The following is a 14,029-nucleotide window of genomic DNA, read 5'->3' on the forward strand; positions in this document are numbered from 1 at the left end:
CCCTGCCGTAGCGGCGAGCTACAGAACACAGACCCTTGCTGTAGCGGCGAGCTACAGAACACAGACCCTTGCTGTAGCGGCGACCTACAGAACACAGACCCTTCCCGTAGAGAACAGCTGCTTTATCGGATGCGTATGCTCTGCAATTCCTCTCGCGTGGTTCCTGCGTTTTGTAAACGTTTACAAAACACAGAGGCTGTCACGTAAGTGACTGTAAGCATATCCAGATGGATAGAGCTGGCCGTCGTCGGATCAATGACATAGAACGCGGCGCTATCCGCCTCAACATTCAAATTACGATTGGAGCCTGTCGTGGATGAATTGTGTGTGCTCGCGTTGGGATTCGTTGCCGTGCTGTGTGTCACGACCTTCTGGAGTTTTCTGCGCGAGTTCTCGCCATTCTAGTCGAATCGAGGCGGCGATTTCCGGGAGGAAATGATTCAAACCGAAGCGGCCGTGGGCCACGAGTACGATCAGCTCAATATGGTGGTGCTCCAGGGCTGACGCACTACAGCGGCATTGGGCAGTTCAGCCGTTCGTGAGGCGCAAACCCAGTTTTGGCCTCTAGCGCCAGCAGCGAGGGCAGGTATGTCGATACCCGCAACTTGTACCGGTGGGCCTGGGGTGAACGCGGGCACACAGACTGATCTGGGAAGGTGCAGCGCCCAGGAGTCTTCGCTCCGATCCCGGGTTGCCCGGGCAAGGGCGGGATGTACAGGTTGGCCCTGCAGGCCGCACAGCTTCGGATCGTCAGTTCATAGTGGACGGTGCTACCGCAAGATTCTTAGAGATCCTGTGGCGGGGGATGCAGTCGATTTGCGGGCTAAGGGTGACGAAGCAACGAACGCTTCGCAACACGAACAAAACCCCTCAGATTTGGAGTCCTGACCATGAAACTTGCAACTCTCGCCGCTGCCCTGGTTGTTGCCGCTGTCGCCCTGATCGCCGTCGAATCGGCTTCCGCTCAAGGATACGGTGGTTTTCAACAAAGCTTCTCCCAGGGTTACGGCTGCCGCCCAGCCCCTTACTGCCCACCCCAGTTCTGCCCGCCGCAATACGGTCGGCCTTACTGTCCCCCAAGCTTCCAGCCCAACTGCTACCCAAACCGCCCGCAGCCTTGGTGCGGTACCGGGATGCAACGCCCAAATTACGGTTACGGCTTCGGTGGCGGCTACGGCAACCCCTAAGCCCGCATTCCCCAGATGAGTTCTCGATCTTCGGCATGTAATTTGCGCCAGACCCTGGAAAACCAAGTTGATTCTGCCAATTCATGTCCTGCTGACCGAGGAACCCAATGGGTGACTGCCAAAAGAGCGATTTGCGGGTCGGTTTCGACCGCATGCTGAAGCTGAAATTCCTCGGTAGTCAGGTCACCACGGATGCCGGGTTGCTTGCCTACCGCGAGTTGGATGAGGCGCTCGGGCTGACGGAAATGGGCGCAGTGGTGCTGACCGATTCCCGCCAGGGGAGCAACAAGCAACACCAACTCGTGCCGCTGCTACGTCAATCCATCTTTAGCCGCTTGGCCGGATACGAAGATGTCAATGATGCCGAGCGACTGTGCATTGATCCTGCGATGCGCCACGTCGTCGGCGGGCGAGCGGCGCTGTCCGATAAACGTGCGGCTTCCGCCAGTGAGGTCGGCCGCTTCGAGACCGAGACGCTCAGCAGCAAGAGCAACCTCACGGCGTTGATGAAACTCTCCGGCCGCTGGGTCGACACGGTTCACCAGCGGAAGCCGCTCCAGCAACTGATTCTCGACCTGGACAGCTCGGTCAGCGAGACCTACGGTCGGCAACAGGGCACGGCCTACAACGGGCACTTCGAGTGCCTCTGTTACCATCCGCTGTTTCTCTTCAACCAGTTCGGCGATTTGGAAAGCGTCCTGCTGCGGCGCGGCAACAAAGCCAGTGCCAAGTACTGGCGGCGGGTGCTGTTGCCGGTGGTCGAACGGTATCGCCACCTGAGCATCCCGAAGTTCTTTCGCGGCGACGCCGCGTTTGCCATCCCCGAGTTGTACGGCTTTCTGGAAGCGGAGCAGTTTTGGTACGCGATCCGCCTGAAAGCCAACGCCGTGTTGGAACGGGAAATCGCGCCTCTGCTCACCCGACCGGTCGGTCGTCCTTCGCATCAGCCGAAGGTCTTCTATCACAGCTTCCAGTATCAGGCCAAATCCTGGCAGCAAGCACGCCGCGTAGTAGCCAAGGTCGAATGGCACGCGGGCGAGTTGTTCCCGCGCATCGGTTTCATCGTGACCAATCTCTCCTGGCGGTCCAAGAACGTAGTCAAGTTCTACAACGGTCGCGGCACGGCCGAGCAATGGATCAAAGGGGGCAAGAACGCGGTGAAGTGGACCAAGCTCTCTTGCCGCACGTTCAACGACAACCAGACTCGGTTGCAACTCTTCGCGTTGGCTTACAACCTGGGCAACTTCCTGCGGCGACTGGCCTTGCCGAAAGCCGTACGGCACTGGTCGCTGACGACGCTCCGGGACAAGCTGATCAAGATTGGGGCCAAGGTGACGAAGCACTCGAAGTACGTGACGTTTCAACTGGCGGAGGTGGCCGTGACGCGGAACTTGTTCGCGGCCATTCTCAACCGGATCGCGCAGTTGGCGATCCCGCCGCCGGTTCTCGTGTGCGGAATGCCCGTCTAGGAACAGGATGACGACGAAAACAGGTTAGCCCCAGGGGAAGGTCTGCGCGGTGCCCGTGTTGAAGGCTGAAAAACGACCGTTTCGGTCTCAAATCCAGTCGTCGAAACGAGGGAATCGGAATCAGGACGGAGAAAACGATGAAAATTCATTCCGCGCTAGACGCGGGGGGGGGGCGCGTTGTTAAAATTGCGACCGTTACGAGCTGGGATCGGTTCCAGGCTCAAGCCATCTGGGGAATCCCGGGTGAACCATAAACGAAGAGAACTGAGCTCTCCGAGGGCTTAACGCGGAAACTCATCGGTACAGGAAACAGACCGACACGATTGGAGAGGTGCACCATGGAGAGTTCTGGCACGCTGATGAAAATTCCCTTCACGTCAGTGCTAAGATCATCGAGCCAGTCATCCCCGTTCTCGCCCACGATCGCCACCTGGAATCGATCATGAAGAACGTCCTCGTTGGACTCTCGTTGCTCTTCTTCGCGACCTCAGCCGTCGCACAGCAAGCGACTGCACAGCCCCGATCGATCAACGCGCCCACCGCGAATCGTGAGCCTGCGGTTCCGTTGCGCACTTGGCAAGGAATCCCCGGCTTGGAGCGCACGGCCAAAGGTCGGGTGTTCGTTTCTTGGTTCACCGGTGGTCCGAAGGAGCCTGCCCCGGAGAACACCGTCTTGCTCTGTTACAGCGATGACGGCGGCGCGACCTTCACGCTTCCTCGGGCGATGGCCGGGCCGCGCGACGGCTCGCGAGCTTTCGATCCCACGCTGTGGATCGATCCGCTCGGTCGGCTCTGGTACATCTTTAATCGGGGTAACAAGGACGCGGCCGTGCATGGTGTGCAGGCTCGCATCTGCAACGATCCGGACGCGAAGACGCCGGTGTTCGGCACCGAGTTCCGCGTCGGCTACGACGCTCCTTACAGCTTCCGCATGAATAAGCCGACCGTGCTCTCCACCGGCGAGTGGATCATGCCGGTGACGCACGCGGCCGAACCGATTCACGAATGGTTCGCCGGGCCGAAGCAACTGCAAGGCGTCGGGATCTCCACCGATCAAGGAAAGTCCTGGAAGCTCCATGGCTCGCTCCAGGCACCGAACTGGGCCTTGGAGTGCATGATCATCGAGTTGCGTGATGGTCGGCTCCGGCTGTTGACCCGCACCGGGGGCGGCTTCCTGTGGGAGAGCTATTCCACCGATCGAGGGCGATCTTGGAGCGCAGCCCAAGCCAACAAGATCGCCAATCCCGGCTCGCGCTTCTTTATCCGGCGTTTGTCCTCCGGCAATCTGCTGCTGGTGAACCACTACAACTTCAAAGGTCGCAGCCACCTCACCGCGCGACTATCCACCGACGACGGAGCGAATTGGAATGAAGGCTTACTGCTCGACGAACGGAGCGGCGTCTCTTATCCCGACGGAGTTCAAGACGCCGACGGCCTGATCTGGATCGTCTACGATCGCGATCGCAAGGGAGCCGGTGAGATCCTGCTGGCGAAGTTTCGCGAGGCCGACGTCGCCGCAGGCAAGGATGTCTCCGGAGTCGTGAACCTAAAACGTGTCGTCGATAAGCTGGGCAAGCCATCTGCGAATACGACCCAGACGGCACCGCCGCCGGTTCGCGTCCCCTTTGATGCACGCCAGGCAAGAGCTGCGCAGGAGGCCTGGGCGAGTCACCTTGGTTTGCCGGTCGAGTCGAAGAATTCCCTGCAAATCAAGTTCGTCATTATTCCGCCGGGCGAATTTCCGATGGGGAGCACCGATGCGCAAGTCGTCCAGGCGTTGAAGTGGTCCGACCCTTTCCGCATGAACGAGAATACCCGCAACCGCATCCGTGAGACGGAGCGACCGCAACACAAGGTTACGATCGAACAGCCGTTCTTGCTGGCGACGACCGAGGTCACGATCGGACAGTTCCGGCAATTCGTTGCCGAGACGAAGTACGTCACCGAGGCCGAGGTGTTCGGCAACGCCAATGCGGCCGGGCCGAGTCCTTCCACGGAGGTGAAGAAAAACGGATTCGATTGGCGTAATCCGGGCTACGCCCAAATCGAGGAAGACGCCGTCTCCCAAGTCACCTGGAACGATGCCGTCGTTTTCTGCAATTGGTTGAGCAGGCGCGAGAAGCTCCGACCTAGTTACGAACGGAATGAAAAAACCGGCTGGCGATTACTCCCGGACGCCGACGGCTATCGTCTGCCGACCGAAGCCCGGTGGGAGTATGCCTGCCGGGCCGGGACGACCACGCAGTATTCCTTCGGCGACGATCCCGGAGAGTTGGAGAAGTATGGTTGGTTTCTGCTGAAATCGGGGAGCAACCCCGTGCGCAAGGTGGGATCAAAACCGGCCAATCCTTTCGGCTTGTACGACATGCACGGCAACCTCTTTGAATGGTGCGAGGATTTCTACGAAGCTCGGCGCTACGACAATCCCGACGGGGAAAATACCGGTGGTGTTCCCGACGATCCACCACGAGTGCTACGCGGCGGCGACTGGTATGGAAACGCGCTGCGTTGCCGATCGGCCTTCCGGGGGTACGGTGCTCAGTCCACTCGTAGTGACGACGTCGGCTTCCGATTGATGCGACCGCTGTAGCGTGCCGAGCTTCGCCCAACGGCGATTCGTCGTCGGACTGCAAGGTATCGATCAAGAAACCACCCGCGCCCGGCAACACCGAGAAAGTGTCGAGACTTTCGCCACGCGATAGGCGCGCGTGCGTTGTTAGAATAGTGACCATTACGAGTCGGGATCGGTTCCAGGCTCAAGCCAGCCGCGAAATGTCCGCTAAGTTGTTTCTGAATCACAGCCCAAGAAGATAGCCCCGGTGTCACAGCCGGGGCTTTTTTTGTTGTTGCCGTGTTCTCCCGTTTCTTTCGGGCCCAACTACGGCCGCCAAAGAATTCTCTAAATACGTGGCGGGTGCTCCTGTCCGTTTACGGGCTAAGTGTGACGAGGCGAATGACGCTTCGAAAAACAAACACTCAGGTTTAGGAACTTGGCCATGAAGCTCGCATCTATCGCCCTGTCGCTCGTCGTTGCTGTGATCGCCCTGGTAGCCGTCGAATCGGCGTCCGCTCAAGGCTTCGGCGGGTACTCCTACAGCTGGTCGAGTGGTGGCAACTGCCAACCCGGTTTTCAACAGAACTGCTCGCCCTACGGCCAACCCAACTGCCAGCCTGGGATGGGCCTGTACAACCGACCTGTGTGTCCACCGCAGTACGGCATGAACCCCGGCTACTGCCCGCCCAGCTTCCGGCCTTATGGCCAGCAGATGACGCCCCACTGTGGCACCGGCATGACACCTCGTCAGCACAGCATGGGATACGGCTACAACCCGTAGAGCGACCGGCAGGTCATGAGCCACACCAGCCCCGCCAGCTACGCCCCGCCAAGCTCTGCACGTTTGCAACTGGCACTACGTTTCTAAGGAAGACTTTGCCGCAGATATTCAGTCAGCAATTGATGCCCAGATCACGGAGCAGGAACTCGATGCCCAATACGCCCAGTTCCTCGATGAAGTGGAAGCTGTACAGTTCGAACAGATCGACGAGCTGCGAAAACTGATTCACGAGCACAACCTAAAGCACATCTGGCTCGAAGGCCTTACCGAGAGCCGAATGTCCGATTTCGAAGAACTGATCAAGCAAACCAAGGCAATCGAAAACGAGAACCTGCCGGAGGCCAATGCAGAACTGAGCAAGGTACGCGAGCTGTTAGCAACTCTTGAATCCGATTCTCCGGAAGCAGCTGCGGCACGCGAAGTCGAGGCTCGGCTGGTCGCTCTAGTGCAAGAGCAAAGAGAGCGGCGGTTACGCATCGGGGCCGCTGGTCTGCTCTACATGAAGGGCGAACTTGAACGGATCATGCCGCTAGAAGATGAGGCTGCGTTTGCGAAGGCGAATCCGGTCACTTCTGAAGGAAAGGTTGTCTTCGACGATGCGGCGAATGATGAACGCCAAGATGCGATTGCCAAAAGGATTATCGATGCCCGCGAACCAGTATCGCTGATCGTGCTCGGCGGCGGCCATCAGTTATCGGACAACTTTAAACGCAGTTCGCGAACCAATGTTCAATACGAACGAATCGAGTTGCCGGCCTGGAAGACGCTTATGGAGCAGTACGGCCGATGACATTAGGTCCACCGCGATGCTGGGAGCGTGGCTGCAAACATTTTATCGGAGTTGATCAGCCGGATGGTACCGAGTTCACAGAGCGGGTTGCATGCACCGCGTTTACGAACGGGATTCCAAGCAAGATCGCCTATGGCGAGAGCCTTCACACGGAATCGTTCCCTGGAGACAATGGCAACCGCTTAAACTCGTCCGAAAAATCAATCGGGACAACCACGCGCTGTTTCGGAATCCAGGACATTGGAATCTCTCCCAGAGAGGTGGATCTGCGGAATGCTGTAGCAGCGACTGATTCGACTCTGCCCGCTATTTCACGGCCTGCATAGGCGCCGGTACAGCGATCGACTGGAGGGCTTTTTGGCGAGCGCGGGCGACCACGGCCTCAAGTTCCGGGGACTCCACAGCGGCCATCTTCGAATGCCGCACCAGCTTATGACACTTGATGCAGTTCATCGTCATTTCTACATAGGCCAGCGCGGCGCCATCGAGATTCTTTTTCTTCGCCGCAGCAGTGATCGCGTCGGCGGAGCGGCGGAAGGCAATGCTTTCGTGCAGATAATCCTCGGTTTGCAGCAACTGCCACTGGGCCGCCAGCGTCAACAGGCTCATTTCCTGGGAGCTTTTCGCCATCGCTTCGTAATCCTCCCCGGCCAAAGACTCGATCAGCTTTTGGGAATGCTGCAACTTGGCCCGCATGAACTTGCCGATGTCGGGTTCATTTTCGTCCAACAACCGACTTTTCGGCTTGGATTCCTGAGCGCTGGAGAGCAGGGACAAAGGGCTAAGGATCAAGACCATCGCAATCAGAATGAGCCGGCGCATCGTGACAATTCTCCACTCGGGATCGGTTTTGCGCCAGCAAACATAGCTGGCAGCGAAGTAACGCATTATGCAAACCCTGGTCCCTGATGGAAACCTGGGCGCTGCTGCGCGTCACAACATTTGGGACTTTTGTGCGCGAGTTCTCGCCACCCCACGTATGGGTGACTGCGATATGCCCGTTCTTGAATGAGGACAACGCGTTACGGCAATAAGGGTCTGAAGCAGAATCGCTAGGTGGTATTTCCGGCCAGCCCCCCTTTTTTGGATTGGGTGGCGAGAACTCGCGCACAAAAGTCCCAAATGCTGTGACGCGCAGCAGGGCGAGAACTCGCGCGAAAAGTCCCGAATGTCGGTATGCCGTGAAAAGACGTCGATCTCCAGCAGGTGCGAATCCTGTCCGGCTAATCGATGACGCGCAGCAGGGCGAGAACTCGCGCGAAAAGTCCCGAATGTCGGTATGCCGTGAAAAGACGTCGATCTCCAGCAGGTGCGAATCCTGTCCGGCTAATCGATCGCTCAGCCGGAAGCAGCCAGAGCGGCGAAGGAGGTAACAAATTCGTTGAAGTACTCTGCGTAAAGGTCACCTTGGGTGATCGAGCGAACGCGTAGGCCGAAACGTGAGTGAACGCTGAGCAGGCCCCGAAAAGGACCATGGCGGAAGCCGACCCATCCGACATTTGGGGAAGGCCGTCGCCGGCGGATGAGAGTTAGCGATAGCATCCTGCTGGTTCCGCCGGGGTAATGGCGTCGGCATGCGTGGAAGAGGAGACGGACGGAACACGGGAAGCCCGATGCGGTGGTGGCGCGTGACTACCAACCAGACGCCGGTGACGGCAGGACTGGGTCGCATGGGGCGGCGGATAGGCCCGTAGTAGCGATGAAACCGGGTAATGCCGGTGGAGCCAAGGGGCCTTAGTTCAAGGCCAACGTAAGAAGTGGTAACAGCCGGGAGATTGGCGTGAGCCTATTACCTCCGACAAAGGTTGGGAAGCTACAGGCGACGTTGCATGCTAAAGCGAAGGAATCGCCCAGCTACCGATTCTACGCGCTATACGACAAGATGTATCGAGCGGATCTGCTGTGGCACGCCTTCCGCATCTGCCAGGTCAATGGCGGAGCGGCCGGTGTGGACGGCCAGACGTTCGACGACATTGAGGAGTATGGAACGAAGAAGTGGCTGGTCGAACTGGCGGAAGAACTTCGAACGCATCGTTATCATCCTGAGCCTGTTCGGCGGGTGCATATCCCCAAGGCAGGAAAACCAGGGGCAACGAGACCGTTGGGAATTCCGACGATTAGGACTCGTGTCGTCATGACGGCGGCGATGCTGGTCTTGGAGCCAATCTTCGAGACCGACTTGCAGCCGTGCTGACAACCACAACATTTGGGAGTTTTCTGCGCGAGTTCTCGCCACTTGGGGTGCGGGAGGCCAAGAGATGTGCGAGTCCGGGCAAGAGAATCGCGGCTACACTCCCCGGAACGACGGCTTGTCCGCTGCCCGGAGCACCTTTCAAGCCGTTCGCGCGCACCTTCGACGTCGTACATGCGGGTGGTTTCGGGCAGCGGCAGTGGAGGACTCAGCGGCAGTTTATGGATCTTCCAACGAGCAGCCTCCAACTTAGCGTTGGGTTGACGATGACTGGGGATTATCCCACAGTCGCTGCAGGAATTGGGTTCCACGCCTGTAATGGTACATGGTATTACAGCTACCAGAGTCCCTGCTTATGGCGAAGAGTCTGTGGCGCGAAATACCCCGGTCGAGCTCATCAGTCTCAAACCTTCCCGGAGTTCGAGAACCTGCTTGACCTCAGCCGCTGGCCTAGTCAACAACCCGAAGGGATATTCGCAGTGACGGCCGACGAGCTTCGCCATCTCGTGTTTTTTGCCGTAAGTCCTATGGTACACAACGCTGAGACCAGGGGAAGCAGTCTCAACGCATTTCTCCGTAAAATTCAGGGGTACAAAAGCCAGTACCCGGGCCTCCACCTTCCACCCGGCTGTGGTTGGCTCCAGTACGGCTAGCCGGAGGGTCCCGGGTGATTTAGCCGCTCCTAGCGTCGCCACCAGGGCCTTACAGGCCCCGCTCAGCAGTAGTCGGATGTTCTCCAGTGGTTGACTAAACGGCTCGACATACTGTGTATTGACCGCTTCCAGCAGCTGCTGGCGGGCAAAATAGTACGGCCCTACCTTCCGCATTCTCTGCCACTGGGCCGCGGCCACCAGCCGGCCCCAGCAGAACGGGCACCAGAGCGACTTACAGGTCCAGTGCTTGGCGTCTGTGTTCACGAAGCTGGGCGGACAAAATGTCTTGTCTGGCAGTCGCCGGCAGTCGGCCCGGTCCAGAGCCACCAGCTGGATGGCTCGCAGGTTGTACAACTTGGCGGCGTACTTCGGCACCCAGCGGGGCAGTGGTCCGCGGTAATTGACTGGTACCATTTTGGGATTTACCCAGGGGAACAGGGTGGCCCCGCACATCGCCCAGGCCTCCTGATCGCGTCGCATCTTGCCGATATCTTTGGGGTGCGTTCCCCAAGTCGGGAACGGAAACCCGGGCGGGATCGTGTAGTAGCGATCTAACTCCATGTCACCTCCGGAGGTTGTGTTAACGTTTACAGAACTAGCGCGGGCGGGCGTATTGCCGTTACCAAGCCACGGCGAGGCGCAGGTACGTGGGATTGGTTCCTGGGCCAGGTACAAAGCCTTTGGCCGGGCACAGTTTCTATGGCCGGCGGACCCGTACAAAGCCCAGGTCCGGGCGATGCAAAGCATGTCAAGGCGTCTCCTACTAAGCCGGAAACAGGCGTCGCCAGAAGGGCCGATGTGCCGAGAACGAGGCCCTCGCACGGGCACAATACGTACACTCCGCCAACTGGTCGCGATTAAGAAGCCATCGCGAAGGCGCTGATCAGCTGTGAAGCGGGTCCCGTACAAAGCCCAGGACCGGGCGCTGGCATGTACAGTCGAAGTGTCCCCTAATAAGCCGAGAACAGGCGTCGCCAGAAGGGCCGAGGTGTTTTATGCCTCATGTGGAGTGTGGAGAACGAAGCCCTCGCACGGGCGATAGGTGAGTTCATGGTGTGGCTAGAACGAAGCCCTCGCCAGGCGCAGTACGTAGATTCCGTGTCGCGATTAAGAAGCCATCGCGAGGGCGCCGAAGAGTTCAGGGGCGGGTCCTGTACACTGCCCAGGACGAGGCGTTTTGTACTCCAAAAATGTCCCGAAAACAGACCCAAAAATAGACCCAAAAATAGGGCTGAAAATGACCCAAAAACCGCTTGTTTTTACCAGTGGCACTCGGACACGCGTTTGGATGCATGATTTAGGCCTCCAAATCGCTCCTTAGAAGTAAAGAGCTTTACTTCTAAATGTAGATTACTTAGCGTAATCTACGTACCGGTCGTTCAAAGAACAGTACGTTCTTATCACCCGGTTCAAAAACTTCGACCTCCGGTCTCCGTTTTTGGTAATGGCTCCGGCCATCGTGGCCGGAGCCGAAAATACATTCACATGCCTCCGGCGGTTCCGATCAAGACGGTCGGCCTGGTTACGAAACCACCAGACAGGTTTTGACATCGTTCGTTTCTGGTCGACGTTTTTGAACCGGCGGATAAGACCTGGTTACGAAACCACCAGGCAGGTTTAGAAGGTCGTTAGTTCCTGGCGCTGTTCGAATCAATCGTTCCACTCTGGTCGGATGTTATTGGTGACGACCAGTCACTGGGTACAACCGGTGTCGATGGAATCGAAGGCATATACGGCCCACCTACGAAGCCGGTGGGCAGGCAACATGAAAACTCGTTTCGACGGCGAGGTGCCAGTGGTCGCAGCCTACGAGGCCGGCTGGCAGGCGTTAATCGAACGTCGCCGTCGGTCCCGCCAACAAAGCCGGCTGGCTGGCGTTAACGGAAGGCGGCTCGCCCTGGCGAGGCAGCGGCCGGCGGCCAACCTACGAAGCCGGCGGGTGGCGTTAACGGAAAGCGGCTCGCCCGATGATGAGGGAACGCTGGGCGGCCAACCTACGAAGCCGGCTGGCGGGCACTGATCGGGCAGGGTTTGACGCGGCCAACCAACGAAGCCGGCAGGCGGGCACTGACGGCGACAGAAACCCGGAGCCCTGGGTACGAGGCCACCAGGTGGCACTGATCGAACCGACAGGAGCAGCCATGGCCCGCCAACAAAGCCGGCAGGCGGGCGGGTTGACGGTGATTGACCGTGGCCCGTCAATCACGCCGACGGGCTGGCACTAAGCGAGTTACGGCTTGTCCCGGCTATACGGCCGCTAGGAGGGCACTAATCGAACCGGCTGAGTAGCCATGGCCCGCCAACGAAGCCGGCGGGCTGGCTACAAAGCCGCCGCCGGGGCACGCCCTGGCTACGGCCAGCCCACAAAGCCGGCTGGCTGGCACTGCGGGCACCCACGTTTCGTCGCAGCCTACGAAGCCGGCCGGTGGCGTTAACGAGATCGATACGGCCGGATAGCGCTGGCCAGCCTACGAAGCCGGCGGGCGGCAATCGAACGGCTTTCCTGGCAACGACGCCACCAGGGGGCCCAGAATCGCTGCCAAGGCCCTGGTGGCTGTCCCCCAGGACCCTTTTTCCAATAAAACGCTGTAGCGTGAAGCCTATTGCGTTACACGAGGGGTTTGAGACGGCCTACCGCCGCCTAAACCTCTGCAAACCACGTGGAGGAGGCTGGGGAGGCCGAATAGGGTCTTTTGGGACCTTCGCCTCGTCCTTTTTCGCCGGGGCCGTAACGGGGCTCTCCGGCGGTTTAACAGGGTCCTCAACTGGGACAATTGGCAGGGTGCGAGGGGCCTCCTCAGCACGGGTTTGCGGCACTAGTTTTTTGTTGGTGGTTCTCCACCCAGCGGGATCGTGCCGGTGCGGTCCACCTTCGGCGGCTGCCTTGGCTGAGCATCGTCAGCCGGGTCTCGCGACGGAGGTAACGTAGCCGGCCTTGGCGGACCTTCGGGCAGACTAATCAAGGCCGAGGCACCCTGGTCGACAAGGCGCTGAAACTCCTGTTCGTCGACCAGACGCACCTCGCGAACTGGCCAGGTCTTCTGGGCAGCACCGGTCGGTTCATAAACACCAAGGTACATTTTGCACGTGGCCTGCGGCCGTTCCCCGAGGCGAGGTACCTCGATTGTCAGGCTACGGGCGTCGACCACCAGCTTGCCGGCATTGTCGTGAACCAGTGCCTTACGCAGATCGCTGGTGCACAGCGTCAGGGTGATGCCCTCGTTACTGTCGCTTTGCCGGGCCAGCCCGGGAGAGAGCGGAGCTTCTTCCTTTTCGAGGAAGCCCGGGGCTTCGCGTTCCTGCCCGGTAGTGTCGTGCACCACAAAACTTACCAAGAGCGACAGGGTGATTATCGTTAGCCAGAACACGGGCTTGTTACTTATTTCATTCGACATCGACTTCTCCTTCGGGAGGTTGCGGCTCTGTTAACGTTTACAGAACCTAGTTACGTCTACGTTTCTTACGGGGCCGGTCTTCGTCCTCGTCAGCGACAGCGCCGGGTGCCCGCTGCAGTAGGGCGTCGGCCGACAACCGGGCCAGCGTTCCGGTCGGCACGTGCCGGTACTCATCGGACGTGACCATCTCCCGGATCGCGTTGACTTCGTCCCGCGTGAGTCGCTGCGGCGAGGATCGTGGACAGGACGCTTGGTCGGCCAGGCTGCAACGCGTCTCGTTGCTCCAGGCGTGGTACCTGGTGTGAGACAAGCCCACCATGCGGAGCACGGCACGCAGGGTGAAATGCGATCGGGAGCGGTCAATGGCTCTCAGCAGCCGTGTCGTAGCAGTCCCGTCCGGCAACCGCACGTTGGCCAGGGAAAAGCCCGCGACCTTAAGCAGCAGCGTAATCAGTCGCAGCAGCGAGACGAGGCGGTCAAGGCGACGACGGAGGGCCAGGACCTGTTGCTGCAGGTGAATGTTGTCATGGTTGGCGGCTGGCAACGTGACGACTGGCAGCGTCGTCGTCGGTGCGAGCCAGCCTCGCGCTGTAGATCGGGGTACTCCGCGACGGACAGCCGCGTCGATGTTCTTGCTGTTGCAGACCATCTCTCGCAGGCGATGATCATACCGGCGTTGGGTCCGGGTGGTTGAGGTCATCCCTCAATAATCACCCAAAACACGTCGGATTGAAATTCAATGGGGCAGTTAGAAGGGCAGTCCAAGTGGCGAGAACTCGCGCGAAAAGTCCCAAATGTCGTGACACGCAGCACGGCAGGTAATCGCCGAATTAGTCAGACCGACTGATGAGGAGGTTCGACGTACAATTGCGGCACTTCCGCGTCCTGACGCGGAACATCAACCAAAAAAGTACTGGTCGGGACGCAGATGCTAACTGGGGAGCGCAAAGTAAAGTGAAGTCCCTACCCTACCTGCTGCTCTCGGCTGTCCTCGCAGGTTCAATACCAA

The 14,029-nt window shown here is 59.0% G+C and carries 10 protein-coding genes; 6 read left to right on the forward strand and 4 right to left on the reverse strand.

The features are described from left to right. Positions 1-890: 890 nt before the first annotated feature. The 5 genes from ETAA8_RS27705 (at position 891) to ETAA8_RS27725 (ending at position 6,781) form a co-directional block, all read left to right on the forward strand. Complete coding sequence (locus ETAA8_RS27705; RefSeq protein ID WP_145096454.1) at positions 891-1,187, forward strand: hypothetical protein; 297 nt, start codon at positions 891-893, stop codon at positions 1,185-1,187. Between the two features lie 107 nt (positions 1,188-1,294). After that, entirely contained in the window at positions 1,295-2,656 is a 1,362-nt protein-coding gene (locus ETAA8_RS27710) for an IS1380 family transposase (protein WP_145096458.1), read from the forward strand. 442 nt (positions 2,657-3,098) lie between these two features. After that, entirely contained in the window at positions 3,099-5,246 is a 2,148-nt protein-coding gene (locus ETAA8_RS27715) for an SUMF1/EgtB/PvdO family nonheme iron enzyme (RefSeq protein WP_145096461.1), read from the forward strand. Between the two features lie 406 nt (positions 5,247-5,652). After that, entirely contained in the window at positions 5,653-5,991 is a 339-nt protein-coding gene (locus ETAA8_RS27720) for a hypothetical protein (RefSeq protein WP_145096464.1), read from the forward strand. A 277-nt stretch (positions 5,992-6,268) separates the two neighbouring features. Next, positions 6,269-6,781 carry a hypothetical protein gene (locus ETAA8_RS27725; protein WP_145096467.1) on the forward strand — a complete coding sequence of 171 codons (513 nt, stop codon included), beginning with the start codon at positions 6,269-6,271 and terminating at the stop codon, positions 6,779-6,781. 306 nt (positions 6,782-7,087) lie between these two features. Here the strand turns inward: ETAA8_RS27725 and ETAA8_RS27730 are convergent, their stop codons facing one another. Then, on the reverse strand, positions 7,088-7,669 hold the full coding sequence (locus ETAA8_RS27730) for a hypothetical protein (RefSeq protein ID WP_145096470.1): 582 nt from the start codon (positions 7,667-7,669) through the stop codon (positions 7,088-7,090). Positions 7,670-8,561: 892 nt separating this feature from the next. On the opposite strand from ETAA8_RS27730, the gene ETAA8_RS27735 reads away from it, so the two are divergent. After that, positions 8,562-8,975: a reverse transcriptase family protein gene (locus ETAA8_RS27735; RefSeq protein WP_145096473.1), complete on the forward strand. Its 414-nt coding sequence runs from the start codon at positions 8,562-8,564 to the stop codon at positions 8,973-8,975. A gap of 350 nt (positions 8,976-9,325) precedes the next feature. On the opposite strand, the gene ETAA8_RS27740 is transcribed toward ETAA8_RS27735, so the two are convergent. The 3 genes from ETAA8_RS27740 to ETAA8_RS27750 form a co-directional block, all read right to left on the reverse strand. Continuing rightward, positions 9,326-10,186, reverse strand: coding sequence for a hypothetical protein (locus tag ETAA8_RS27740; protein ID WP_145096477.1), 861 nt, complete (start codon positions 10,184-10,186; stop codon positions 9,326-9,328). A 2,255-nt stretch (positions 10,187-12,441) separates the two neighbouring features. Continuing rightward, a complete protein-coding gene (locus ETAA8_RS27745) occupies positions 12,442-13,020 on the reverse strand; it encodes a hypothetical protein (protein WP_145096480.1) in 579 nt (192 codons plus the stop codon). 46 nt (positions 13,021-13,066) lie between these two features. After that, the gene (locus tag ETAA8_RS27750) at positions 13,067-13,720 is read right to left on the reverse strand and encodes a hypothetical protein (RefSeq protein ID WP_145096483.1); all 654 of its coding nucleotides are present in this window, start codon (positions 13,718-13,720) and stop codon (positions 13,067-13,069) included. Positions 13,721-14,029: the final 309 nt, after the last annotated feature.

It is taken from the genome of Anatilimnocola aggregata (assembly GCF_007747655.1).
Lineage (GTDB): Bacteria > Planctomycetota > Planctomycetia > Pirellulales > Pirellulaceae > Anatilimnocola > Anatilimnocola aggregata.

Coding starts and splice junctions, on each gene's coding strand:
- ETAA8_RS27730 (WP_145096470.1), bottom strand. CDS start 7,669: ATGCGTTACTTCGCTGCCAGCTATGTTTGCTGGCGCAAAACCGATCCC.
- ETAA8_RS27720 (WP_145096464.1), top strand. CDS start 5,653: ATGAAGCTCGCATCTATCGCCCTGTCGCTCGTCGTTGCTGTGATCGCC.
- ETAA8_RS27725 (WP_145096467.1), top strand. CDS start 6,269: ATGTCCGATTTCGAAGAACTGATCAAGCAAACCAAGGCAATCGAAAAC.
- ETAA8_RS27715 (WP_145096461.1), top strand. CDS start 3,099: ATGAAGAACGTCCTCGTTGGACTCTCGTTGCTCTTCTTCGCGACCTCA.
- ETAA8_RS27745 (WP_145096480.1), bottom strand. CDS start 13,020: ATGTCGAATGAAATAAGTAACAAGCCCGTGTTCTGGCTAACGATAATC.
- ETAA8_RS27750 (WP_145096483.1), bottom strand. CDS start 13,720: ATGACCTCAACCACCCGGACCCAACGCCGGTATGATCATCGCCTGCGA.
- ETAA8_RS27740 (WP_145096477.1), bottom strand. CDS start 10,186: ATGGAGTTAGATCGCTACTACACGATCCCGCCCGGGTTTCCGTTCCCG.
- ETAA8_RS27710 (WP_145096458.1), top strand. CDS start 1,295: ATGGGTGACTGCCAAAAGAGCGATTTGCGGGTCGGTTTCGACCGCATG.
- ETAA8_RS27705 (WP_145096454.1), top strand. CDS start 891: ATGAAACTTGCAACTCTCGCCGCTGCCCTGGTTGTTGCCGCTGTCGCC.